Genomic DNA, 21573 nt, shown 5'->3' with positions numbered 1-21573 from the left:
TGGGCGACGGCCATGTCAGCCGAGGGTGTCGGCGACCTCCGCGGAGATGCCGTAGGACTTCAGCTCGACGAACGCGTCGAATCCTTCGAGGCCGGCCTCGCGGCCGATCCCGCTGTGTTTGAATCCACCGAACGGGGCGTGGAAGCCGGCGCTGTTCCCGTTGATCTCGACGGTGCCGGTCTGGATCCGCCGGGCGACCGCGAGTGCGTGGTCAGGATCCGCGCCGTAGACGGCACCGCTGAGCCCGTATGCCGAGTCGTTCGCGACGGCGATCGCCTCTTCCTCGTCGTCGACGACGAGGACGCCCACGACCGGACCGAAGATTTCCTCCTGCGCGATCTTCATGTCGGGGGTGACGTTGGTGAACAGCGTCGGTTCGACGAACACGCCGCGCTGGAACTCGGCGGGGCGGCCACCGCCGACGACGACGGTTGCGCCTTCCTCCCGACCCGCGGCGATGTAGCCTTCGACGCGCTCGCGATGTTGCAGGCTCACGAGGGGGCCGATCTCCGTCGACTCGTCGAAGGGATCACCTACGCGAAGATCCTCGACCATTGCCGCCAGCCGGTCGGTCAGGTCCTTCTCGCGACGCCGCGACACGATGATCCGCGTCTTGTTCGTGCATGCCTGACCGTTGTAACGGAACGACTGCGTCCGGAGGGACTGCACCGCACCATCGAGGTCGGCGTCGTCGAGGACGATCGCGGCGGACTTCCCGCCCAGTTCGAGTGTGTAGCGCCGGAGGTCGTTGCCACACAACGACGCTATGCGTCGGCCGGCGAGGGTCGAACCGGTGAACGACACCTTGTTCACGCCGGGGTGGGTGACGAGGTATTCACTCTCGGCCCGGTCGGCGGTGACGATGCTCATCACGCCGGCCGGGAAGCCCGCGGCCTGAACCATTTCCGCGAGAAGGTAGGAACTCAGCGGAGCCTCGGGGGACGGCTTCAGGATGACAGTGCAGCCTGACAGTAGTGCGGGGACGAGCTTGAGCATCGCGACCGACAGTGGTGCGTTCCACGGCACAACCGCCGCGACCACTCCGATCGGCACACGGGTGACGAGCGCGTTGCCGGTGTTCGAACGGCGCACGGTCCGCCACGGGTACTGCTCGACGAGTTCGAGGTTGGTATCGATCAACGCAATGGCGGCGCCGGACTGGGATGCGACCGTCTGCGTGATCGGACAGCCCATCTCGTCCGTGATCAACGCCGCGATCGATTCGCGATTCTCGGTGATCGTTTTGCCGAATCTGCGGACCACATCCATACGCTCCGACAGGCTCATGCGCGGCCACGGGCCGTGGTCGAAAGCCTCACGCGCAGCACGTACCGCGCGGTCGACGTCCGCCCCCGAACCAGCGGGAATCCGGGCTAGCGCCTGTTCCGTGAACGGCGACACGACTCCAATGGTGTCATCGGTGGCGGGTTCAACCCACTCCCCACCGATGAACAAGCTCGTGTAGTTGCCCTGCCACACCATGACGTAACTCCTGCCAATTGTTGGATTGAAGACGACTGCTCTATCCGCCATGCGGCCTGGCGCAGCTCACCGCCACGTTCTGCCAGTCACCGACGATGAAGAAGGGCCCGGAATTCGCCTGCCGCACTGTGATTCACCTTCGGCCGTCAGATACTTTCGCACGGCGATCAGGTTCAATTCACAAACCCGACCTGTTGTGACCTACGCCTCCACAACTATCGAACGGCTGATCACGACAGTCAATTGGCGATTCGGCAAGGTCCCTTCGCGGGCGTCGAAGTGTGCAGCTCAGAGCATGGCTCGCCGATGGCTGCGGCGTAAATCTACTCTGCGGACGTCCGCGGCACCTGTCTGATCAAGCACCCGAGGAAAGCGGCGACCGTCGGGGCACCCAACATCCGCGTCGTCGTGGCGACGTTGATGCGTCGCACCGCCCAACTCTCGTCCAGCGGCCGCACCAGCATCTCGGAGTCTGTTGCCTGGGCAGCCATTCGCTGCGGGACAACCGTGGCTCCCAGGCCGGCCCGGACCATACCGAGTGCCACCTCACCCGTGCGCACCACATGTCGGAGATCGCGGGCTTCTGCTCCGTGAGCCTGGAAGATCGACACCGTCGTGTGTGTTGCGATCAGCCCCTCGGTGGCAAGTTCGCCGAATCTCACGGAACTCCGATGTGCGAGACGGTGTTCTCGTGGCAGTACGGCAACGAGAGGCTCGCTGCCGAGGAGTTCCATCTCGGCGGCGGCGCACTGCGGTTCGCCGACGCTGGCGAACACACCGATATCGCAGTCCCCGGCTTCGATCTGGCGAATCACTTCGCTGTTGTCCACCTCGCGCAGCGACAGCTCGACGAACGGACGCTCGTTGATGAACATTCGGACCGCCGGCGCCAGGAGATCGATGATCACCGAGTGCGCCGCGGCGACCACCAGTCGATCCTCCACCTGCGCGGTGAGGGTGGTCAGTTCCGAGTGCAGATCGTCGAAGTCGGCGAGCATTTTCTGCGCGTACCGGGCCAGGACCGCACCCGCCTCGGTAGGCGCCACGCCTGTTCGTGCCCGGTGCAGGAGAGGGAGGCCGAACATGGCTTCGAGCGCCTGAATTCGCTTCGTGGCGGTCGACGGGGCGATATGCTCCCGTGCTGCCGCGAGCCCTATCTGACGTTCTTCGACGGCCGAAAGAAAGAGCCTCAGGCTGAAAAGGTCGACCTGCCACTGCATGGTTGGAGCATAGTACCGATCAGTCGGATCACCCGGTCCACGTCATGACAAACGCGCACGCTCGGGAAACCCCCGGTTCGCTCAGGACGAATTCACGTCGTCGAACTCGTCGTGCGGGCGGTCGAGCAGCTGCTTGACCAGTGCGCGCGCCGCGGGGCTCGGGCCTCGCCCGTGTGCGGTGGCGAGGTGGATCCTGCGCACCGCCCACGGCTCGGCGAATTCCATCACCGCGACACGGCTCGTCATTTCGTGACTGAGTAGGCACTCCGGCTGCACAGTGACACCCATACCCGCCTGGACGAGACTGATCGCGACTTCTCCGCTCCGTACGGAGTGCTTGGAATCGAATTGCTCGCCCAGCCGGTTCGCCGCGGCCCGGAACGCGGGGACCATCGCGCGTGCCGCGAACAGGTTTTCGGGCAGCAGCTCCTGAAACGTCACAGCCGACTGCTCGGTGAGCCGGTGGCCCAGCGGCACCACAGCGACCAACCGGTCTCGCCGGTAGGGCGTGACGTCGACGCCGTCGAGATCGAGTTCGTGTGCGGCGGCGAATACCCCGAGGTCCGCTTCGCCGCGCGCGACTTGCTGAACGATCTCGGCGTTCTCGGTCTCGCGCACGGCCAGGTCGACGAGTGGGAACTCACGGGTGTACTCGCCCAGCTCTCGCGCCAGGAACGGAACGATGATCGATCGGGCCGAGACGATCGTCAGGTCCCCCTGCACGCCTTCGGTCAACGACGCTATCTCTGATCGCATCTCCTCGAGGCTGCCGAAGATCGAGCGCACATATCTTTCGAGGACCGCACCGGCGGGGCTGGGGACAACGCCCTTGGGGCCACGATCGAGAAGTTTGATCCCGGCAATGTCCTCCAAAACTTGGATGCGCTTGGTCGCCGTGGATGCGGCGATGTTTTCCCTGATCGCGGCCAGTCCGATCTGCTGCTCTTCGATCGCGGAAAGAAACAGTCGCAACGTGAACAGATCGACCTGTCGAATCAGATGAAGTCTGTTGAACATAGCCATGCCGCCCTCACGATCTCCGAAACGCGCACTCGGCCACGCCAATCGAGCCGTGTCTGCGCGACCGAGACCGCGAGAGACAAGTACCGGAACAGGGTTGACGTGGCCTAGCTCACTCCCTAGTGTTCCAGATCATATCATCGTAGTTACGAATCCGATGTTCATATATATGAACATGACAGTCTTCGTCCGAAGCAAGAGAAGAGGCTCGACCCGTGACACAGCCACCGGCATCGCCCCACAGCTCCCCTAATCCGCCCCGACGGAAGCCGAAGAACGTCGGTCCCGCCGTAGTGGTCGGCACAGCGCTCGAGCTGTTCGACTTCTACCTCTACGCATCGATGGCCGCACTGGTGTTCGGCCCGCTCTTCTTTCCCTCGGAGAACTCCACGGTCAGCACTCTCGCCGCGTTCTCCACGTTCGCGGTCGGATTCCTCGCCCGCCCGCTCGGCGGAATCGTGTTCGGCATCCTCGGCGACAAGATCGGGCGCAAGGCGGTGCTGTCGTTCAACCTCCTACTGATGGGCCTGGCCAGTGGCTGTATCGGCCTGATCCCGTCGTACGAGACGATCGGGATTGCCGCACCCGTGCTGCTGGTTCTGTTCCGCATCGTCCAGGGACTCGGTGCCGGCGCAGAATTCGGCAGCGCCATCGCGATGTCCTACGAGCACGCCGACGAGAAGTCCCGCGGACGGCAGGGCGCGTGGCCCGCCATGGGAGTGAGCGTCGGCCTTCTGGCGTCGTCCCTGGCAGTGGCTGCCGTGACGAGCCTCGACAAAGCTGACCTCTACAGCTGGGGCTGGCGGATCCCATTCCTGGCCAGCTTCGTCCTCGTTGCTCTGGGCTACTGGATGCGGCGGAACCTGCCCGAGACCCCCGACTTCGAAAAGGTCGCCGCCCAGGCTCAAACCCGCAAGAAGGCGCAGCCGTTCCGTAACCTGCTGAAGAACCACTGGCGTGGTTTGACCGTCGTCGCCGTGTCCACCATCGGCGTCAACGGCATCAGCTACATCTTCAAGACGTTCTCGCTGTCCTATCTCTCCGAATTCCGCGACGTCGCCGCCAACGTCGGCGCGTTCGGCATCAGCCTGGCCAGTGCCGTCGCGCTCGTGACCATCCCCATCGCCGGACGGCTCTGCGACAGCGCCGGGACACGCCGCATCATGCTGACCGGCGCCGGGTGTGTGGCAGGGCTGGCCTTCCCCTTCTTCTGGCTCCTGAACACCGACCGACCGGTCTACATCTGGCTCGCACTCATCCTCACCGTCGGCATCGTCCAGCCCACCCTGCTCGCGGCTTCCGGGTCCTTCCTCGCCCGGCAGTTCCCACCCGAAGTCCGCGCCTCGGGCCTCGGCGCCGGACGGGAAGTCAGCGGTGCCCTCGCCGGTGGCCTCGCTCCGCTCGCGGCACTGACCATGGTCACCCTCTCCCCGACCCACTCCACCTGGGGCGTCTCCCTGATCTTCATCGTCGGCGCGATACTCATCGCGGGCGCTGCACTCGGCGACCAGTGCCGCACCATCAGCATCAGCAATCACACCAGTGCTACCGAAAGCGCTCCGGCCGCGCGGTGACTCGGTTGGGGCACTGCCCGGCGTGGCAGTGCCCCAGCCACCTGTAGTCTGAGTCGATCGGTGATCGAGAAGAGGGAGAGCCACGTGCCGCCGGTCCCTGGTGAGGCGAAAGAGCATCGCACGGTCTCCCGTGTCATGACGATCCTCGAGCTCGTTTCCCGGAGTGCGAACGGGCTGTCGCTCGCCCAGCTCGCCGCGGCGCTGGACGCCCCCCGTTCGTCGGTGCACTACATCGTGAAGGGCTTGGTCGCCACCGGATACCTCACCGAGAACGGCGCCTACACTCTCGGCCCCGCCGTCGGCACACTCCTCTCGGCGCACACGCCTCAGGTGGACCGGGTAGCGCGGGAGAGCATGGAGTCCTTGCACAGTCGCTTCGACGAAACGGTCACGCTCTGCGTGCGAATCGGGGAATCCGTCGTGAACATCGACATCATCGAGTCGACGCAGCCGATTCGGTTCTCGCCCGCACTCCACGTCCGGCGCCCGCTCTTCCCATCGACCGCCGGCAAATGCTTCCTGGCCTACACGGATCAGCGGTTCCGCGACACCTATCTCGACACCCACATCGAGGAGCCCGAGAAGCGCCGACTGGCACACGAGGAACTCGAGCGCATCACACGTGACGGAATCGCGTTCGCGAGCAAAGAGGTGACCCCCGACCTCGGCGGCGTGGCTGCCCCGGTCTTCCACGGCGAGAAGCACGTTGCGGTCCTGACCGTCGCCGGGCCGCGAACACGGATCGACCTCCGCCTCGAGGAGATCGCCGACGCCGCGATCACCGAGGCACGCCACGTCGCAGAGCGCCTGACGGCACAGTAGCGGCGGAAGCTTAGGTCGCAGCACCCGATTTCGGCTGCCCCCGCGCGTCGTCACCGTGTCCGAACATCCGGAGGTCGACGGCGCGCCGTGCGTTACCGACCGCGGAGACGGTGACCGAACCGACCACACCCAGTCGGTCGAACACCAGCCCCGTGCCGACGGAGATGCCGTGCTGCTCTGAGCGGTCCAGTGCAGCCAGTCCAAGCTCTAGACTCTCCGGCAGACGCGCAAGCGCAAGAGTCACATCGGCGTTGATGTACTCGAGTCCCGCACTGCCCAAATTGCTTACGACATTCGCGGCATCCGCGACGCTAGCGGCCATCTGGAACGCAGTCAGTGCTTCGCCCTCGACCACCGGGATCGCAAACTGCCAGATCTGCTTGCGATCACCGTTCTGCGGTGCGTCCGCGGGCGGTGTCCAGCCCGCGCCGGCGCTGTAGTACAGCCTTTCGGCGCTGCCCGCGGACCGCCGGCAGTCGTCGTGGGGCGGCTGCGGACTATTACCCGAAGCCCACACAATCCCCTCCGGTGTCGTGGTGGGACTCAGATACAGCGCGCTGGCCCGCGCGACCGCTTCCCCGTCCTGGGTCATCACCGCGTCGACGAGGCACAGGCGGCGTCCTTCGCGAACAACGGTGGTGGACGTGACGGACGGTTTCATCCCCGCGGGGCGGAAGAGGTCGAGCGTCCACCGGACCGGTTGGAGGTCCTGACGCCCGAGCGCCTCTACAGCCCTCTCGGCCGCACGCGCGAGAGCCCCGCTGACGGCCATGCCTCGCATGTGCTCACTGCCCCAACCGCTTCCGGCGGGAGCGTGGGGCAGAAGTTCCTCGGAGCGCACATCACGACCCGGGGCCAGACTGAAGAACGCGGATGTCATCTACGGATCTCCCTCGTCAAAGTTCGAATCGGACGATTCGAGTGGGTGCCTACTTCAGTGTGCACTCCAACTGCCGGCCGTCGACGGCCGCGGCTTCGACGCGAGTATCGACTCGAGTTCGCTACTCATCCGGCCTGTCTCACAATCGCTTCAGGCTATCCATTCCGCAGACTCCGCGTCAATTTCACATTCTCGAATCGCTCATTTCCCAGAAATGAAGTCGTCTGATTCCCATTCTGCGAACAGAGAATTTCCTTCCAGGAAAGCACGCGGGGTGGTTGACGCTGCAGTACTCCCAGTGACGAGGCGCCGCTCTCCAGCGGCTTCGCTTCGGCCAGGGTCGCTCGTGCCACTCCGATACGGTCCTGCACCAGGATAATTCGCAAGGCTCGAATCATCACTTCATATCTTTTCAATTGGAAGCGGGTGTGACGAGAAATACGATCAAACGGCATCGCGCGATGCGCAACATCGACCGGCAGTAGCTGAAAAGCTCTCTCTGAACATCCGATTCAAGCACAACCAGGAGAACAATATGGCACCCTCTGTGCCGAACACACGCAGTGGGCTGTTCGTGGTCGCCCTGTGCTTCATGACCATCGTTGCGGACGGTTTCGACCTGATCGTCTACGGCGCGACCGTTCCCAGCCTGCTCGACGAGCCCGGATGGGAGATGTCGCACGGCAGTGCGGGTTTGATCGGCAGCTGGACGCTGGCCGGCCTGATGGTCGGTTTCCTCCTCGCGGGTCCGATCACCGATCGAATCGGCCGCCGCAACGTCATGATGGTCGGCGTCCTCTGGTTCTCGGCCGGCTCGGCTGCGTGCGCGTTGGCGCAGTCTCCCGAGTTCTTCGGCTTCGCCAGATTTCTCACCGGGATCGGTCTCGGCGGGGTGGTGCCCTCGGCAGTCGCGCTGACCATCGAATTCGCGCCGAAGGGGCGCCGGCAACTCTACAACGGACTCATGCTGACGGGGTACTCCGTCGGAGGCATCATCTCCGCCCTCGCGGCGATCGCCCTTCTTCCCGAACACAGCTGGCGCCTGATGTACACCATCGCAGCCCTCTATGTGGTGGTGCTGCCCGTGATGTACCTCAGGCTTCCTGAATCGGTCAACTACTTCGTGGTCCAAGGCAGGACGTCGGAGGCGAGGGCGCTGGCGGACCAGTATCGCCTCGACTTCGACGCCATGGCGGCCGAGCATGCGGAACAGGCCGCCGCGGCGAGTGAGGAAACGGAGGGTCGGCGCGGCTACCGCCTGTTGCTCTCGCATCGCTTCCGGATGTCGGCGATCCTGTTCGTGCTCACAGGTTTCTGCGCACAGCTGATCGTCTACGGCCTCAATACCTGGCTGCCGCAGCTCATGCGGGAAGCCGGCTACCCGCTCGGTTCGTCGTTGCAGTTCCTACTCGTACTTCAGGTCGGTGCCATCATCGGCGCGGTCGGCGGTTCCTTGCTTGCTGATCGCTTCGGCTCCAAACGAGTGGTCATCCCGTTCTTCCTCGTGGGGGCACTCTCGCTCCTCGTGCTCAGCCAGAAGCTGGATATCGTATTCCTGATGGTCGCGGTCGCCGGCGCCGGACTCGGCACGATCGGGACTTCCACGCTGACGTACGGATATGTCGCAGAACATTTTCCGGCGTCGTGCCGAGGATCCGCCGTCGGTGCGGTCATGGGACTGGCCCGCTTCGGGGCGATTCTCGGCCCCTTGCTCGGCGGATGGATCCTCGGCTCGAACATCGGACACGAATGGAACTTCTACGCGTTCGCGCTCCCGGCACTGATCGCAGCAGTCTTCGTCGCTCTCGTTCCGAAGATCATGACGCCTGCAGGCCCGACACCGCCGTTCGCCGGGGCGGCGTCACCATCGCCTGCCCCTGCCACGACCGGAGAAGACACACCCAATTGAGACGCATCGTGGGCACGAACCACTGGGAATCGTGAGGTCCCTGTGTGCTTCGTGCCCACCTCGTCTATCGTTCGTGCGCTCGGATCAGCCCACCGTCGGGTTCGCCCGCGCGTCCAGAACCTCCGCGCGCAGGGCTGCGGTGTGCTCGCCGAGAGCGGGGACGGTGCCGGCGCGGATGGCCCAGTCGAGCGCCATGGCGGGCGGTTTGAGCGCCGGTACCGGGCCCACGGGCGACCCGACGTCACGCCAGCGGCCACGTTCGGTGAGCTGTGGGTGAGTCGCGAGTTCGCTCACCGTGTTGAGGCGGGCGTTGCCGATCCCCACCCGGTCGGCCAGCGACTGGATGTCGGTGAGCGTGCGTTGCCGGCACCAGTCACCGAGCAGTTCGTCGAGCTCGGCCCGACGCGTGACCCGGTCGGCATTGCGGGCGTAACGCGGGTCGTCGGCGAGGTCAGGGCGGTCCAGCAAGTCGGTGGCAAGTCTGCGCCACTCGCGGTCGCTGGTGGTACCGAGGACCACTGTCTGCCCGTCCGCCGTGCCGAACGCCCCGTACGGGGCGATCATCGGCGACCCCATGCCGACCGGCTCCGGTTCGGTGCGGGCGTGGACGACCTGGTTGAGCGCGAAACCCATCATCTCGGCCACGACATCGAACATCGCAATGGGGATGACGGCGCCCCGTCCGGTGGATCTGCGGTCGTACAGTGCGGCGAGCACCGCCGAATATGCGTACAGGGCGGTGCCGACGTCGGCGCTCGGAATCCCGGACTTCACCGGCCGTCCCGGCCAGCCGGTGATCGAGCAGGACCCGCCCTCGGCCTGCACGAGCAGGTCGTACGCGCGCTTGTCGTCGAGGACACCTCCGGTGCCGTATCCGGAGATGTCGACCACGATGAGACGGGGGTAGGTGTCGGCGAGGGTGGCGGGTGCCAGCCCCAGCCGGCCCAGCGCACCGGGTGCGAGGTTGCTGACCAGGACGTCGGCGCGATCGAGGAGTCCGGTGAACACCTCGAGATCGGTGGGGTCGGTGAGGTCGAGCGCGGCCGATTCCTTGCCGTGGTTCAGCCAGACGAAGTGAGCGGCCATCCCGCGAACCACGCCGTCGTAGTGGCGGGTGCTGTCGCCTCCGTTGGGGTTTTCGATCTTGATCACCCGGGCACCGAGATCGGCGAGATGGCGGGTGCACAGCGGAGCGGAGATGGCCTGTTCGAGACTCACCACGGTCACACCCGCGAGTGGCGCGCTCATGCGAACCTCGGTGCGCGCTTCTCGCGGTGGGCGGCGACGCCCTCGACGACTTCCGGTCCGCCGAATCCGTAGAACTCGAGCCCGAGGGATGCGTCGAAGATCGGCATCGCCTGCCGGTACCAGTTGTTCAGGGCGTGCTTGGTCCACTGCAGCGCGCTCGGTGCGCCGGTGGCCAGGGTGGTGGCGATTTCCAGGGCGCGACTCTGCACCTGGTCGTCGTCGACGCAGAGGGAGACGAGGCCGATACGCTCCGCTTCCTCACCGGTGAGGACTTCGTTCATCAGCAGGTGGTACTTGGCTTTCGCCATTCCGCACAGCATCGGCCAGCAGATGGCCGCGTGGTCGCCGGCGGCGACCCCGAGGCGGACGTGGCCGTCGACGATCTTCGCGCGCCGACCGGCAACGGACACATCCGCGAGGAGCGCGGCGACCAGTCCCGCTCCCACCGCGGGACCGTTGACGGCGGAGACGATCGGCTTCGAGCATTCGATGAGGTTGCGCACGAGGTCGCGGGCCTCCCGGAGGATGCGGGTGCGCACCTGCCAGTCCTCCACCATCGACTCCACCAGGTCGAAGCTTCCCCCTGCGGAGAAGGCGCGGTCGCCGGCGCCGCGGATGAGTACGGCGCGGACGGAGTCGTCGCGGTCGATCGCCGTCCACACGTCGGCCAGGTCGCGGTGCATGTCCGGGCCGACGGCGTGCAGGTCCGGCCCGTCGAGCACGATGCGCAGGACGTGGTCGGACGGGCGGTCGATTGCCAGTGTCGGAAACTCTTCGTAGGTCCTCATGAGTTCACTCGTTCGATCAGGGCGACCTTCACGTGGTCGGGGCGCTTCAGGGTTCCGTCGGGGACGAGGTCGACGACCGTTTTCACGTTGAGCGCCGAGCGGACTCGCTGCTCGATGGTGGTGCGCAGTTCGGACTGCTGCTCGGCGGTCAGGCCGTTGGCGTGCTCGACGACCAGGGGAAGTGGACGCTGGGTGGAGTGGCCCTCGAAGTCTGCGCGGATGCGCATCTCCCCGGTGGTGGCGGGCGTCAGCTCGGACACGAGCTGCTTGACCGCGGACGGGAAGAGATTGATCCCGCGGACGATGAGCATGTCGTCGGTTCGGCCGATGCAGCGAACCTTGTACCCGGTGCGGCCGCACGCGCAGTCGGTCCCTGTGACCACCACGTGGTCGCGGGTGCGGAAGCGAAGCAGCGGTGAGGCCTGGCGCCGGAGTGCCGTGTAGACGAGTTCTCCCTGCGCGCCGTCGACCGGTTCGATCAGCTCGTCCGTGTCGGGGTCGATCAGCTCGGCCACCATCAAGTCTGGCGAGAGGAAGTGCATGCCGTCGCCGGCCTCGCACTCACCCCAGTAGATGCACGCGATATCGGTGCCGCCCAGCATCTCCCGCGAGGTGGCACCCCACAGGGCCTCGAGCTTGTTCCGCACCGCGGGCAGTCCCCCGCCGGGCTCACCGCCGACGCTGATGGCGCGCACCCCGAGTTCGTGAGCGGGCAGGCCCACGATCGACGGTGCCTGTTCGGCGAGGTGAGCCAGGAAGTTCGGCGTTCCGATCAGGGCACTCGGCCGCTGATCGGCCTGCACCCGCAGCAGCCGGTCGGCGCCGGCCTCGGCACCGATCGGGATGTCGACGATGCCCATGTACTGGGCCATCTGCACCACCGGGATGCCACCGACGAATCCCTTGCTCATTCCGAACCCGTGCAACAGCCGGTCGCCCGGGCGGAAGCCGTTGGCGTACAGCGCCCGCGCCCCCAGCTCGCACCACACGTCGATGTCACTCCGCGTCAACCCGACGTAGGACGGGCTGCCGGTGGTACCGGAGGACGCCTGGATTTGCACGATGTCGGCCTGGTCGGCCGCGACATGGTTTCCGAGCGGCGGCGCCGCGGTCAGGCTGTCCCGCAATTCCTGCTTTTCCGTGAACGGCAGACCCGCCAGGTCCTCTACCGTCCTGACCTTCGTGACGTCGACTCCGTGCTCGGCGAACTTCGTGCGGTAGAACGCGCTGTGGGCGGACAGGTAGGCGAGTTGCTCCTGTAGTCGCTCGTTCTGGACCGCTCGCGCGTCCTTGGGTGAAATAGCCTCGACCGCACTCCAGTAGTGCGCCGAGAAAGGAGCTGATGCCATGAGGGCTTCCTTGTCGTCCGGTATGAATGAGCGCCACATCGAAATTCCACACATTTGGCTTCGATCACCTAGAGCGTGACGATATGTCAGGAAAGGACTGAGCTGTCGCTTAAAGCATATTCGCTCGCACCGAGAGTGACGCTAATCCGGAGTATAGCTTGTAATTCGTCGATGTCCATGCGTCGATGATGGGAGAATCGACAATCTCCGGAAGAGCACTTCGAGAGCAATTCGGCCTGGTCGAATTGCCGATTCGAAGGTTTTCAATTGGAACCTCCCGGAACGGGCGATAATATTGAAATCAATGAATTCTGCGCCGAACTGGTAGATACCGCGTGGGCGCTGCAAATGAGGTTGCCCGCTCGCTACGTGTCGAGACGACAACTCCGTTCGTTCCCCGGGAGGATTTGATGATCCGCGAGATCACCACTGTCAGTACGGGTTATTCCTTCCTGGAGGGACCGAGATGGTACCGCCTTCGACATCGCCACCGACGGTTCCCTGACGAACCGGAACACGTGGGCGAAGTTCGGGGAACCCACGAGTGAGCGCGACATCGCCACAGTCACCGCCATGATGAATGTGGCCGCCGACGGGTGCACCCTCGACGCGGAGGGAGCATTGTGGTTCGCCGACTTCGGTGGTGGACGGGTGGTGCGGGTACAGAACGGTCGAATCGTCGACGAGATTCAGACGTCCACAGGTGTCTTCGCCTGCGCTCTCGGTGGAAGTGACGGGCGGACTTTGTTCCTGTGCACCGCGCCGGACTTCGATCCCCAGGTCCGCGAAGTCGAGCATGCGGCCGAGCTGCTGGCGGTCCGCGTCGACGTCCCGTCTTCCGGAGGTCATTACGTTGGTGGTCAACGGATTCGACTGAAATTCCGGTCGCCGCTCTGCCATGTCTGATCGGTGGCGCGAGTGCAGCACGCACCGGGCGCCGGTATACGTCCCGTGATTCACGGTCGACGTTTCGTTCAACAATTCAAGGTGTGCAATGAACAGTCTCGAAGACAAGGTCGCTATCGTCACCGGTGGCACCGGGGGCATCGGCAAAGGAGTCGCTCTGCGGCTTGCCGGGCGCGGAGCAACCGTGGCCCTCAACGGCAGGGACGAACGCAAGGCCGAGGCAGTACTGGCCGAGATTCGACGGCTGGGCGGAACCGGAGGTTTCATCGCCGGGGACGTGCGCTCGAAGTCCGACATGGACGAGGTCGCCGCGGAAGCCGCCCGCCGCTTCGGTGGTGTCGACATCGTGGTCCCCAACGCCGGAGGCAACGACGACGAAGCCCGCTCCCCCGCAGTTCGCGGCCCCTTCTCCGACATCGACCTCGATCGGGTGACGGCCTTCATCGGGCAGGCGGTGGCAGCGAAACTCCTTGTCGTGCAGGCCGCTGTTCCCTACATGCGGGAGCGCGGCGGCGGAAGCGTCGTCTTCGTGACATCCGAGGGCGGCCGGGTGCCGACGCCAGGACAGACCGCAATCGCCACCTTCTCCGGCGGAGTGATCATGGCGAGCAAGGTGCTGTCCAAGGAGTTGGCGAGACATCGGATCAGGGTGAATTGTGTGTGCGTGACCGTGGTGCGGGATTCGCCGTCGTGGGAAGCGGCGTTCCAGCGTGAAGGCGGGGTGTCCGACCATCACCGGAAACAGTACGAGAAGATCGTCGAGCGCAGTCCGCTGGGAGTCGCGGCTCCTCAGGACATCGGCGACGTGGTGACCTTCCTGGCATCCGACGATGCGCACTACCTCACCGGAACTGTTGTCAGCCCCACCGGCGGCTTGACCATTCACTGATACGAACCCGACGACAGCAGGCGGGGCGGAGCGGCGACGCGCTCCGCCCCGCCTGCTGTTGCGGGAACACTCGGATGATCAGGCGTCGTGGACGATGACGCCGCGAAGGTTCCGGCTGGCTTTCATGTCGTCGAATCCCGTGGTGATGTCGTCGAGGGAATAGCGGGTGGTGACGAGCTCGTCGAGCCGAAGCTGCCCGTGCTGGTACATCTCGAGCTGTGCCGGGATGTCGGCAGTGGGACAGCTGGCGCCGAACAGGGAACCCTGCAGACGCTTCTGGTACAGGACCAGCTCGTGCAGGTTGATGTCACCGTCACGCACGTGGGTGTCGCCGAGACCGACCACGACGCAGGTCCCGGCCTTGCGGACGGACTGCAGGCCCTGCCCCACGTGACGTCCGCTGGTGACGCCGACGGTGACAATGGTGGCGTCCGCGCCCTGACCGTTGGTCATCGACCGGGCGACCTCGGTGGCCTCCTCGATATCCGATACGGCGTGGGTGGCCCCGAGCTTCAACGCCGATTCGCGTTTGAAGGCGACCGGATCGACGGCGATGACCGCGCCTGCCCCGGCGTGTGCGGCACCCTGGACGGCGTTGATGCCGATCCCTCCGATGCCCATCACGATGACAACGTGCCCCGGCCTGATCTGTGCGGAGTTGACCGCCGCACCCCACCCGGTCCCCACGCTGCACCCGGTCAGACACGCGATGTCCAGCGGGATCGAGGGATCGATCTTGATCGCCGATGCCGTGGAGACGGTCACGTATTCGCAGAACGTACCGAGGCCGGCGAGCTGCCCGACCGGTGTGCCGTCGAGCGAAAGGCGGAACGAGGTGGGGTCGTCGAAGCGGGCGCCGGTGGCGAGAAAGCGGCCGAGGTCGCACAGATTTTGATGACCGGTGGCGCACCATCGGCAGCGACCGCAGACCGGCAGGAAGGAGAAGACCACGTGGTCGCCTTCGGCGAAGCCTGTGGTGCCCGGTCCGACTGCTTCGACGATGCCGGAACCTTCGTGGCCGCCTGCGATCGGCAGGATCCCGGGTTGCTGGTCTCCGGTCGCGAAGTGGTCGTCCGAGTGGCACAGGCCGCTGGCCACCATCTTGACGCGGATCTCACCGGGCCGGGGGTCGTCGACCTCCAACTCCACGACCTCGTACTCACCTGGCGACTGCCGAAGAACCCCTCCCCGCGTCAGCACGGTCGCATCTCCCCACAACCGTGGGTAACCGTGCGATATCTGCATTTCCTCATGACTGTTGCACTCCTCGGTGACGAAGCTTGGCTGGTGGACGGCAGCATTCGGGCGATCCGGGAACAGCGTCCAGTTTCGGAGCGCCGAACGCGGGGCACCGTAGCTGCACGTGGGGGGTCATCGCAGCGGTGACAATGTGCCGAAGACGACTCCGGTTATATTGCCTGTCTCCGGTCGAGGCCGTCAATAGCAAGAATGGATGCAGAAAATCGGCATCGATGCGATTCGGGCCGTTCGAATCGCCGCTTCGCGATTCTTCAATTGGCAGTGCCAATAGGGCCGGATACGCTCGGAAGTATTCGATTGGAGCCAGAAAGTCATGGAAAATTCCAGAGGCCCCCTCGCGGGCATCAAGATCGTCGAACTGGGTGGAGTCGGACCGGTTCCGTTCTGCTGCATGCTCCTGTCCGACCTGGGGGCGGACATCATCCGGATCGACCGGCCGCCCGGCTACGACGGCGGCGCGCCGGTGGATCCACGCTTCAATCTTCTCAATCGCGGGCGTCGCAGTGCAGCAATGGATCTGAAGAACGAGGCGGCAGTCGGGGCGGTCCTCGACCTCGTGCGGCGGGCCGACGTGCTCGTGGAGGGATTTCGGCCCGGTGTGGCGGAGAAGTTGGGGATCGGCCCGGACGACTGTCTCGCAGTGAATCCCGCGCTGGTGTACGGGCGGATGACGGGGTGGGGTCAGGACGGACCGCTGGCGCAGGCCGCGGGGCACGACGCCAATTACATCTCGCTGACCGGCGTCCTCCATGCCATCGGCGCCAAGGATGGGCCACCGACGTTACCGCTGAATCTTGCCGGTGACTTCGGTGGCGGTTCGCTGTATCTGGCATTGGGAGTGGTCTCGGCGCTTCTCGAGAGTCGGCTGTCCGGTCGTGGCCAAGTGATCGATGCGGCGATGGTGGACGGGTCGGCGTCGTTGATGGCCCTGTTCTACGGCCTTCACGCCGCCGGGTACTGGCACGACGAGCGTGGAACCAATCGGCTCGATTCGGGCGCACCCTGGTACAACGTGTACGAGACCTCGGATGGACGTTGGTTGAGCGTGGCGTGCAACGAGTATCGGTTCTGGCGCAACACACTTCGACTTCTCGGATTGAACGAGACCGAGATGCCGGATCAGCACGACCGGGCCCGCTGGCCGGAGATGCAGGAACGGCTCGCTGCGGTGTTCCGGACCCGCACCCGCGACGAATGGTGCGCCCTCGCCGAGGGCGAGGACGCGTGCTGGGCGCCGGTGCTGTCGTTGACCGAAGCGCCGCGGCACGAGCACCTCGTTGCGCGTGGCACGTTCACGGAGGTCGCCGGTGTAGTGCAGCCGGCTCCGGCGCCGCGGTTCAGCCGGACTCCGGGCGCGATCCAGGGCCCCCCGGCTGCGCCCGGACAGCACACCGACGACGTTCTCGGCGACTGGGGTTTCACCGCCGAGCAACTCGCTGCGCTCCGCGCGGCGGGGGCAATCACCTGATCTGTTGCGCTGCCGCGAACACGATTCGTATTCGTCGAATCGCGGATTCGAAAAGAATCACTAGGTTCGGCAGTCACGCAGTTCTAACATTTATTCAAGCGGTGCAACCGAAAACGCGGGCACCATTCCTTCCGATCTGGAGAGAATTATGAACTCGAATTTCCTCGACGAATCCCAGGCCGCGTGGCTCGACGTCGTCAACGACTTCATGGACAACGAAATCACCGTCGAGTACGTCCGGAATTGCGACGAGAATCGCCTGTACCCGTACGAGGCGTACGAGAAGATCGCCAAGCAGGGCTGGCTCGGCATCCTGTTCCCCGAGGAGGAGGGCGGTTCGGGCGGCGACATCTTCGACTACTCGCTGATGGCCGAGGGGCTCGGTAAGTTCGGTTTCGACTTCGCGTGTTCGGTGCTGGTGCCGACGTTCACGGCGATGAACATCATCAAGTACGGAACGCCCGAGCAGAAGCGGCAGTACGTCAAGCCGTTCATCGACGGGCAGATCCGCTTCTCGGTGTCGATCTCCGAGCCCGATGCCGGTTCGGACGCCGCCAACACCAAGACCCGCGCCCGCCGTGACGACAACGGAGACTGGATCGTCAGCGGACAGAAGCTGTGGTGCAGTGGCGCCGCCGCGAAGGACACCGTCATCGCGATGCTGGTGCGGACCGACACCAGCGACAAGCACAAGGGTTTGTCCGTGCTGCTGATTCCGAATGACACTCCGGGCCTGGACATCCGCAAGCTGCCGACTCTGTCGCGGCACGCGACCGGCACCACCGAGATCTTCCTCGACGAGGTGCGGGTGCCCGGTGACGCGCTGCTCGGCGCCGAGGGCGAGGGTTGGAAGGTCATCACCGAGCACCTCGAACTGGAGCGCTGCGCGGTCGCTGCGGCCTATATGGGCAACGCGCAGGAAGCGGTCAACAACGCCAACCGCTATGCGCACCAGCGCATCCAGTTCGGCAAGCCGATCTACGAGTTCCAGGTGCTCAAGCACATGCTGGCCGAGAATCAGACCCGTGTCGACGCCGCGCGGCTGCTCTGCTACCGCGCCGCCCAGTTGAAGGCGCAGGATCGTCCCGCCGCCCGTGAGACCTCGATGGCCAAGCTGTACGCGTCGGAGACCCTCAAGCAGTGTGCGCTCGACGGTATGCAGATTCTCGGTGGGTACGCCAACCTCCCCGAGGCCGACATGGAGCGCTACCTGCGCGAGAGCATCCAGTGCACGATCGGCGGCGGAACGTCGCAGATTCAGCGCACGATCATCGCCAAGTCGATGCGCCTGACCAACGCCTGAATCTGCCCCGATCACCATCACGTCCCAAGGAAGCAGCGATGACAACGACGAATCCCGCCACCATCAACAACCGCATCGACATGCCGCTCGACGAGATCGAGGTCGGCACGGTCTTTCGCAGCGGTGGTCGCACCATCACCGAGACCGACGTGGTCAACTACTGCGCGCTGACCGGCAACTGGATCGAGATCCACTCGAACATCCACTACGCGTCGCAGACCCGTTTCGGTGAGCGCCTGGTCCAGGGGTCGCTGACCTACTCCATCATGACCGGCCTGATCACCTTCGGTCCGCCGATCCAGGCGAACTACGGGATCAACAACCTCCGGTATCTCACTCCGGTGCACATCAACGACACCATCTACGTCACCGCCGAGGTCCTCGCCAAGAAGGACAAGGACGACAAGTACGGCGTCATCACCCTGCTGATGAAGGCGCTCAACCAGGACGGCGACGTGTGCCAGAAGAGCGAATGGAGCCTGCTGATGCTGCGCAAGCGCGAGGATCTCGAGGCCCTGGTCGGCGCGTCGCTGCCCACCGAGCGCGCGAAGGACTGAGTATGTCGTCGAAACCCGTCGCAGCGATCGTCGGCATGGGCGATGCGTATGCATCGCGTGAGAACCGAAAAGATCCGCTGCAACTCGCAGCGGAATCCACCGTCGCAGCACTTGCCGATGCCGGCATCCACAAGAACCAGGTGGATGCGATCTTCACCGGACGCTCCCCGTGGGCGGACAAGCGCTCGCAGTGGAACAACATCTTCGCCTCACACATGCAGATGCACGTGACGTTCTCGAGTGAGCTCACGATGCACGGTGCAGGGCTCACTTCGACGATCGCCGTCGCGTCGCAGATGATCGCCGCAGGCAAGGCCGAGTACGTGCTGTGCCTGCAGAGCGATGCGACGGAGTTGTTCGTCGACGCCGTGGCGATGGGCGCGGAGGCGGACGCGGATCCTCAGTTCGAGGCCCCCTACGGACCGACGATCCCGGCCCTCTACGCTCAGGCCGCTCACCGTTACTTCCACGAGTTCGGGATCACCGAAGAGGATCTCGCGGACGTCGCCGTCGCGAACCAGCGCTGGGGCGCACACCATCCGCATGCAGCGAAGGCGAAGTTCGGTGAGATCGACCGCGAGAAGGTGCTGTCGTCCCCGTACGTCGCGACGCCGCTGCGGCGGTGGATGTGCTCTACCTGGGGCGGCGGCACCGGGGGCGCCCTGATCGTCACCTCGCCCGACAACGTTCGAGAAGGCCAGGATCCGATCTACGTCCTCGGCTACGGTTCGGCATCGACGCACGAATATCTGACCGACCGCATGAACATGCGCAGTTGCAAGTTTCCGGACATGGGTGCGTTCCCCAACCTGACGCACACGGCGACGGTCGAGGCCGCACGGCAGGCGTACCTGATGTCGGGGCTCGGCCCGTCCGACATCGACATGGCACAGATCTCGATGAACTTCGCGCACATGGGCCCGATCATCATGGAGGACCTCGGCTTCGCCGAGAAGGGCCGCGGAATCGACCTCTACCGGGGTGGGCACACCGGAATCGACGGCGACCTACCCACCGACACGAACGGTGGCTGGCTGTCGTTCGGTCAGCCCGGCATCTCCTGCAACATGGACAGCCTGGTCGAGGCAGTCCGGCAACTGCGCGGGAAACCGCTCGGGCTCGCGCCCGCACGCCGGCCGGATACCGCGCTGGTCCAGGGTGCCGGCGGAATGCTCGCAGCCGGCAGCGTCATGGTCCTGTCCTCCGCTGCATGAACCACGAAATGGAGCACAGCATGACCGACACGCACGTATCGAACGACTGGCCGCAGCCGTATCGACTCCTCGACGCCGAGCCGTACTGGGAGGCGCTCACCGACGAGCGACTGACATTCCAGCGTTGCGGAGACTGCGAGGAGGCGGTCTGGCCGGCGCACTCGTCCTGCCCGTACTGCGGATCCGCGGCATTGTCGTGGACACAGTCGACCGGGAGCGGGACGATTTACTCGTACAGCACGATCATGCGCGGACCGACACCCGTCTGGTCCACGATCGTGCCGTACACGGTCGGCTTCGTGCAGATGGACGACGGCTACACCCTGTTCGCACAGATCGACGGCGAACCGGACGCGATCGCGATCGGAAAACCGGTCACGATGCGCTTTGTACAGCGCGGGGAGCAGAAACTCCCCGTATTCACCATGACGGACCACCAGTAGGAGCAGTGACATGACCGGACCGTTGGAGGGTGTGCGCATCCTGGACCTGACATCGAACTTCATGGGCCCGTACGGGTCGCTCCTGCTCGCCGACATGGGCGCAGACGTCTGGAAGATCGAGTCACGCGATGGCGACACGACGCGCGGTGTCGGGCCGTACCGCAACCGCGGGATGAGCGCGATCTTTCTGCACCTCAACCGCAACAAGCGCAGCCTCGTCCTCGATCTCAAGACGGACGGGGGTGCCGCCGCACTCAAGCGCATGATCCGTTCCGCGGACGTGCTGCTGTACAGCCTGCGGCCGAAGGCCATGGCCAGGCTGGGGCTGAGCTACGAGGAGGCGCGCGCGATCAATCCACGGATCATCTACTGCGGCGCTTACGGTTTCGGTCAGAACGGCCCCTACGCCGACCGGCCGGCATACGACGACCTGATCCAGGCGGCGGTCGGTATGCCGGTACTCCAGAGCCGCAAGTCGGGTCCACCGGCGTACGTGGCCACCGCCATCGCGGACCGCGTCGTCGGCATGGCCGCGAGCACGGCCGTGTCGATGGCACTGTTCCGGCGCGAGAAGACCGGCGTCGGACAGGAAGTCCAGGTGCCGATGTTCGAGACGTTCACGCACTTCGTCATGGGTGATCACCTGTACGGGCACACCTTCGATCCGCCGATCGACGATTGGGGGTACGGGCGGATGATGAACCCGGACCGCCGCCCGTATCGGACGCTCGACGGCGGTTACCTCGGGGTGAACGTCTACATCGACAAGCACTGGCAGCGTTTCTTCGAGATTTCCGGACACCCGGAGATGGTGAACGATCCGCGTTTCGCCGACATCAACGGACGGACCCAGAACATCGGAATCCTGTACGACTTCCTGGGGCAGGTGTTCGAGACGAAGACGACCGCGGAGTGGATGAAGCTTCTGACCGACGCGGATATTCCGGTCATCGAGATGAACACCCCAGAATCGTTGCTGGATGATCCGCACATGCGAGAGGTCGGCTTCTTCGTCGACCAGGACCACCCCTCCGAGGGACCGCTCAAGACGATGGCGATTCCGCAGCGGTGGAGTGAGAGCGCGCCGGACCTGCGGTACCCGGCGCCGCGTCTCGGCGAACATTCCGTGGAGTTGCTCACCGAGGCGGGTTTCGACCGAGATGAAATCGATGAGCTGTTGAGTTCCGGCGCCACGTACTCACCCGAAGTGCGCGCCGCACACACGGTCAACTGACCAAGAG

At 64.9% G+C, this 21573-nt stretch carries 19 protein-coding genes; 11 read left to right on the top strand and 8 right to left on the bottom strand.

Going from position 1 to position 21573, the window contains the following annotated elements:
- Positions 1–15: 15 nt before the first annotated feature.
- From CJ177_RS11535 to CJ177_RS11525, 3 genes are all read right to left on the bottom strand, one after another.
- Complete coding sequence (locus tag CJ177_RS11535; protein ID WP_179443208.1) at positions 16–1482, bottom strand: aldehyde dehydrogenase; 1467 nt, start codon at positions 1480–1482, stop codon at positions 16–18.
- A 323-nt stretch (positions 1483–1805) separates the two neighbouring features.
- Positions 1806–2702: a LysR family transcriptional regulator gene (locus CJ177_RS11530; protein WP_061042124.1), complete on the bottom strand. Its 897-nt coding sequence runs from the start codon at positions 2700–2702 to the stop codon at positions 1806–1808.
- An 81-nt stretch (positions 2703–2783) separates the two neighbouring features.
- Entirely contained in the window at positions 2784–3725 is a 942-nt protein-coding gene (locus tag CJ177_RS11525) for a LysR substrate-binding domain-containing protein (RefSeq protein WP_061042125.1), read from the bottom strand.
- A 212-nt stretch (positions 3726–3937) separates the two neighbouring features.
- Between CJ177_RS11525 and CJ177_RS11520 the strand changes: the two genes are divergently transcribed.
- Positions 3938–5296, top strand: a complete 1359-nt coding sequence (locus CJ177_RS11520; RefSeq protein WP_061042126.1) for an MFS transporter — start codon at positions 3938–3940, stop codon at positions 5294–5296.
- Between the two features lie 84 nt (positions 5297–5380).
- Positions 5381–6118 (top strand): IclR family transcriptional regulator, encoded by a 738-nt coding sequence (locus CJ177_RS11515; protein WP_061042140.1) that lies wholly within the window; start codon positions 5381–5383, stop codon positions 6116–6118.
- A 10-nt stretch (positions 6119–6128) separates the two neighbouring features.
- Here CJ177_RS11515 and CJ177_RS11510 read toward each other — a convergent pair whose 3' ends face one another.
- Positions 6129–6998 (bottom strand): acyl-CoA thioesterase domain-containing protein, encoded by an 870-nt coding sequence (locus tag CJ177_RS11510; RefSeq protein ID WP_095867781.1) that lies wholly within the window; start codon positions 6996–6998, stop codon positions 6129–6131.
- A 535-nt stretch (positions 6999–7533) separates the two neighbouring features.
- On the opposite strand from CJ177_RS11510, the gene CJ177_RS11505 reads away from it, so the two are divergent.
- Positions 7534–8907: an aromatic acid/H+ symport family MFS transporter gene (locus CJ177_RS11505; protein WP_005250430.1), complete on the top strand. Its 1374-nt coding sequence runs from the start codon at positions 7534–7536 to the stop codon at positions 8905–8907.
- A gap of 84 nt (positions 8908–8991) precedes the next feature.
- On the opposite strand, the gene CJ177_RS11500 is transcribed toward CJ177_RS11505, so the two are convergent.
- From CJ177_RS11500 to CJ177_RS11490, 3 genes are read right to left on the bottom strand one after another with little or no spacing between them, the layout of a single operon-like run.
- Complete coding sequence (locus tag CJ177_RS11500) at positions 8992–10155, bottom strand: CaiB/BaiF CoA-transferase family protein (RefSeq protein ID WP_095867780.1); 1164 nt, start codon at positions 10153–10155, stop codon at positions 8992–8994.
- Positions 10152–10943, bottom strand: a complete 792-nt coding sequence (locus tag CJ177_RS11495) for an enoyl-CoA hydratase/isomerase family protein (RefSeq protein ID WP_095867779.1) — start codon at positions 10941–10943, stop codon at positions 10152–10154. Before CJ177_RS11495 ends, CJ177_RS11500 begins: the two co-directional genes overlap by 4 nt.
- Positions 10940–12292, bottom strand: coding sequence for a phenylacetate--CoA ligase family protein (locus CJ177_RS11490; RefSeq protein WP_025433415.1), 1353 nt, complete (start codon positions 12290–12292; stop codon positions 10940–10942). The genes CJ177_RS11495 and CJ177_RS11490 overlap by 4 nt, the downstream gene beginning before the upstream one ends.
- Positions 12293–12721: 429 nt before the next feature.
- On the opposite strand from CJ177_RS11490, the gene CJ177_RS11485 reads away from it, so the two are divergent.
- Entirely contained in the window at positions 12722–13198 is a 477-nt protein-coding gene (locus CJ177_RS11485) for an SMP-30/gluconolactonase/LRE family protein (protein WP_095867778.1), read from the top strand.
- A gap of 88 nt (positions 13199–13286) precedes the next feature.
- Positions 13287–14087: an SDR family NAD(P)-dependent oxidoreductase gene (locus tag CJ177_RS11480; RefSeq protein ID WP_005250424.1), complete on the top strand. Its 801-nt coding sequence runs from the start codon at positions 13287–13289 to the stop codon at positions 14085–14087.
- 78 nt (positions 14088–14165) lie between these two features.
- Here the strand turns inward: CJ177_RS11480 and CJ177_RS11475 are convergent, their stop codons facing one another.
- Positions 14166–15287, bottom strand: coding sequence for an NDMA-dependent alcohol dehydrogenase (locus CJ177_RS11475; RefSeq protein WP_095868203.1), 1122 nt, complete (start codon positions 15285–15287; stop codon positions 14166–14168).
- A gap of 373 nt (positions 15288–15660) precedes the next feature.
- Between CJ177_RS11475 and CJ177_RS11470 the strand changes: the two genes are divergently transcribed.
- The 6 genes from CJ177_RS11470 to CJ177_RS11445 all read left to right on the top strand — a co-directional run bounded on the left by CJ177_RS11470 (position 15661) and on the right by CJ177_RS11445 (position 21566).
- Positions 15661–16815 carry a CaiB/BaiF CoA-transferase family protein gene (locus CJ177_RS11470; protein WP_095867777.1) on the top strand — a complete coding sequence of 385 codons (1155 nt, stop codon included), beginning with the start codon at positions 15661–15663 and terminating at the stop codon, positions 16813–16815.
- Between the two features lie 148 nt (positions 16816–16963).
- Positions 16964–18118 carry an acyl-CoA dehydrogenase family protein gene (locus tag CJ177_RS11465; RefSeq protein WP_005250421.1) on the top strand — a complete coding sequence of 385 codons (1155 nt, stop codon included), beginning with the start codon at positions 16964–16966 and terminating at the stop codon, positions 18116–18118.
- A 38-nt stretch (positions 18119–18156) separates the two neighbouring features.
- Positions 18157–18675, top strand: coding sequence for a MaoC/PaaZ C-terminal domain-containing protein (locus tag CJ177_RS11460; protein WP_005250419.1), 519 nt, complete (start codon positions 18157–18159; stop codon positions 18673–18675).
- Positions 18676–18677: 2 nt separating this feature from the next.
- Entirely contained in the window at positions 18678–19889 is a 1212-nt protein-coding gene (locus tag CJ177_RS11455; protein WP_095867776.1) for a thiolase family protein, read from the top strand.
- A 20-nt stretch (positions 19890–19909) separates the two neighbouring features.
- Positions 19910–20332: a Zn-ribbon domain-containing OB-fold protein gene (locus tag CJ177_RS11450; protein ID WP_082764524.1), complete on the top strand. Its 423-nt coding sequence runs from the start codon at positions 19910–19912 to the stop codon at positions 20330–20332.
- A gap of 10 nt (positions 20333–20342) precedes the next feature.
- Complete coding sequence (locus CJ177_RS11445) at positions 20343–21566, top strand: CaiB/BaiF CoA-transferase family protein (RefSeq protein WP_095867775.1); 1224 nt, start codon at positions 20343–20345, stop codon at positions 21564–21566.
- The last annotated feature ends 7 nt before the right edge of the window (positions 21567–21573 follow it).

This window comes from Rhodococcus sp. ACPA1 (assembly GCF_002300195.1).
In the GTDB taxonomy this organism is placed as follows: domain Bacteria; phylum Actinomycetota; class Actinomycetes; order Mycobacteriales; family Mycobacteriaceae; genus Rhodococcus_F; species Rhodococcus_F opacus.
Note: the sequence above shows the minus strand (reverse complement) of the source record. Positions and strands in the feature narration are given on the sequence as shown.

Bases quoted from the DNA above. Each gene is read 5' to 3' on its own strand.
- CJ177_RS11455 (WP_095867776.1), top strand. From the start codon at position 18,678: ATGTCGTCGAAACCCGTCGCAGCGATCGTCGGCATGGGCGATGCGTAT.
- CJ177_RS11460 (WP_005250419.1), top strand. From the start codon at position 18,157: ATGACAACGACGAATCCCGCCACCATCAACAACCGCATCGACATGCCG.
- CJ177_RS11490 (WP_025433415.1), bottom strand. From the start codon at position 12,292: ATGGCATCAGCTCCTTTCTCGGCGCACTACTGGAGTGCGGTCGAGGCT.
- CJ177_RS11510 (WP_095867781.1), bottom strand. From the start codon at position 6,998: ATGACATCCGCGTTCTTCAGTCTGGCCCCGGGTCGTGATGTGCGCTCC.
- CJ177_RS11505 (WP_005250430.1), top strand. From the start codon at position 7,534: ATGGCACCCTCTGTGCCGAACACACGCAGTGGGCTGTTCGTGGTCGCC.
- CJ177_RS11535 (WP_179443208.1), bottom strand. From the start codon at position 1,482: ATGGTGTGGCAGGGCAACTACACGAGCTTGTTCATCGGTGGGGAGTGG.
- CJ177_RS11500 (WP_095867780.1), bottom strand. From the start codon at position 10,155: ATGAGCGCGCCACTCGCGGGTGTGACCGTGGTGAGTCTCGAACAGGCC.
- CJ177_RS11530 (WP_061042124.1), bottom strand. From the start codon at position 2,702: ATGCAGTGGCAGGTCGACCTTTTCAGCCTGAGGCTCTTTCTTTCGGCC.
- CJ177_RS11495 (WP_095867779.1), bottom strand. From the start codon at position 10,943: ATGAGGACCTACGAAGAGTTTCCGACACTGGCAATCGACCGCCCGTCC.
- CJ177_RS11450 (WP_082764524.1), top strand. From the start codon at position 19,910: ATGACCGACACGCACGTATCGAACGACTGGCCGCAGCCGTATCGACTC.
- CJ177_RS11465 (WP_005250421.1), top strand. From the start codon at position 16,964: ATGAACTCGAATTTCCTCGACGAATCCCAGGCCGCGTGGCTCGACGTC.
- CJ177_RS11480 (WP_005250424.1), top strand. From the start codon at position 13,287: ATGAACAGTCTCGAAGACAAGGTCGCTATCGTCACCGGTGGCACCGGG.
- CJ177_RS11470 (WP_095867777.1), top strand. From the start codon at position 15,661: ATGGAAAATTCCAGAGGCCCCCTCGCGGGCATCAAGATCGTCGAACTG.
- CJ177_RS11525 (WP_061042125.1), bottom strand. From the start codon at position 3,725: ATGGCTATGTTCAACAGACTTCATCTGATTCGACAGGTCGATCTGTTC.
- CJ177_RS11445 (WP_095867775.1), top strand. From the start codon at position 20,343: ATGACCGGACCGTTGGAGGGTGTGCGCATCCTGGACCTGACATCGAAC.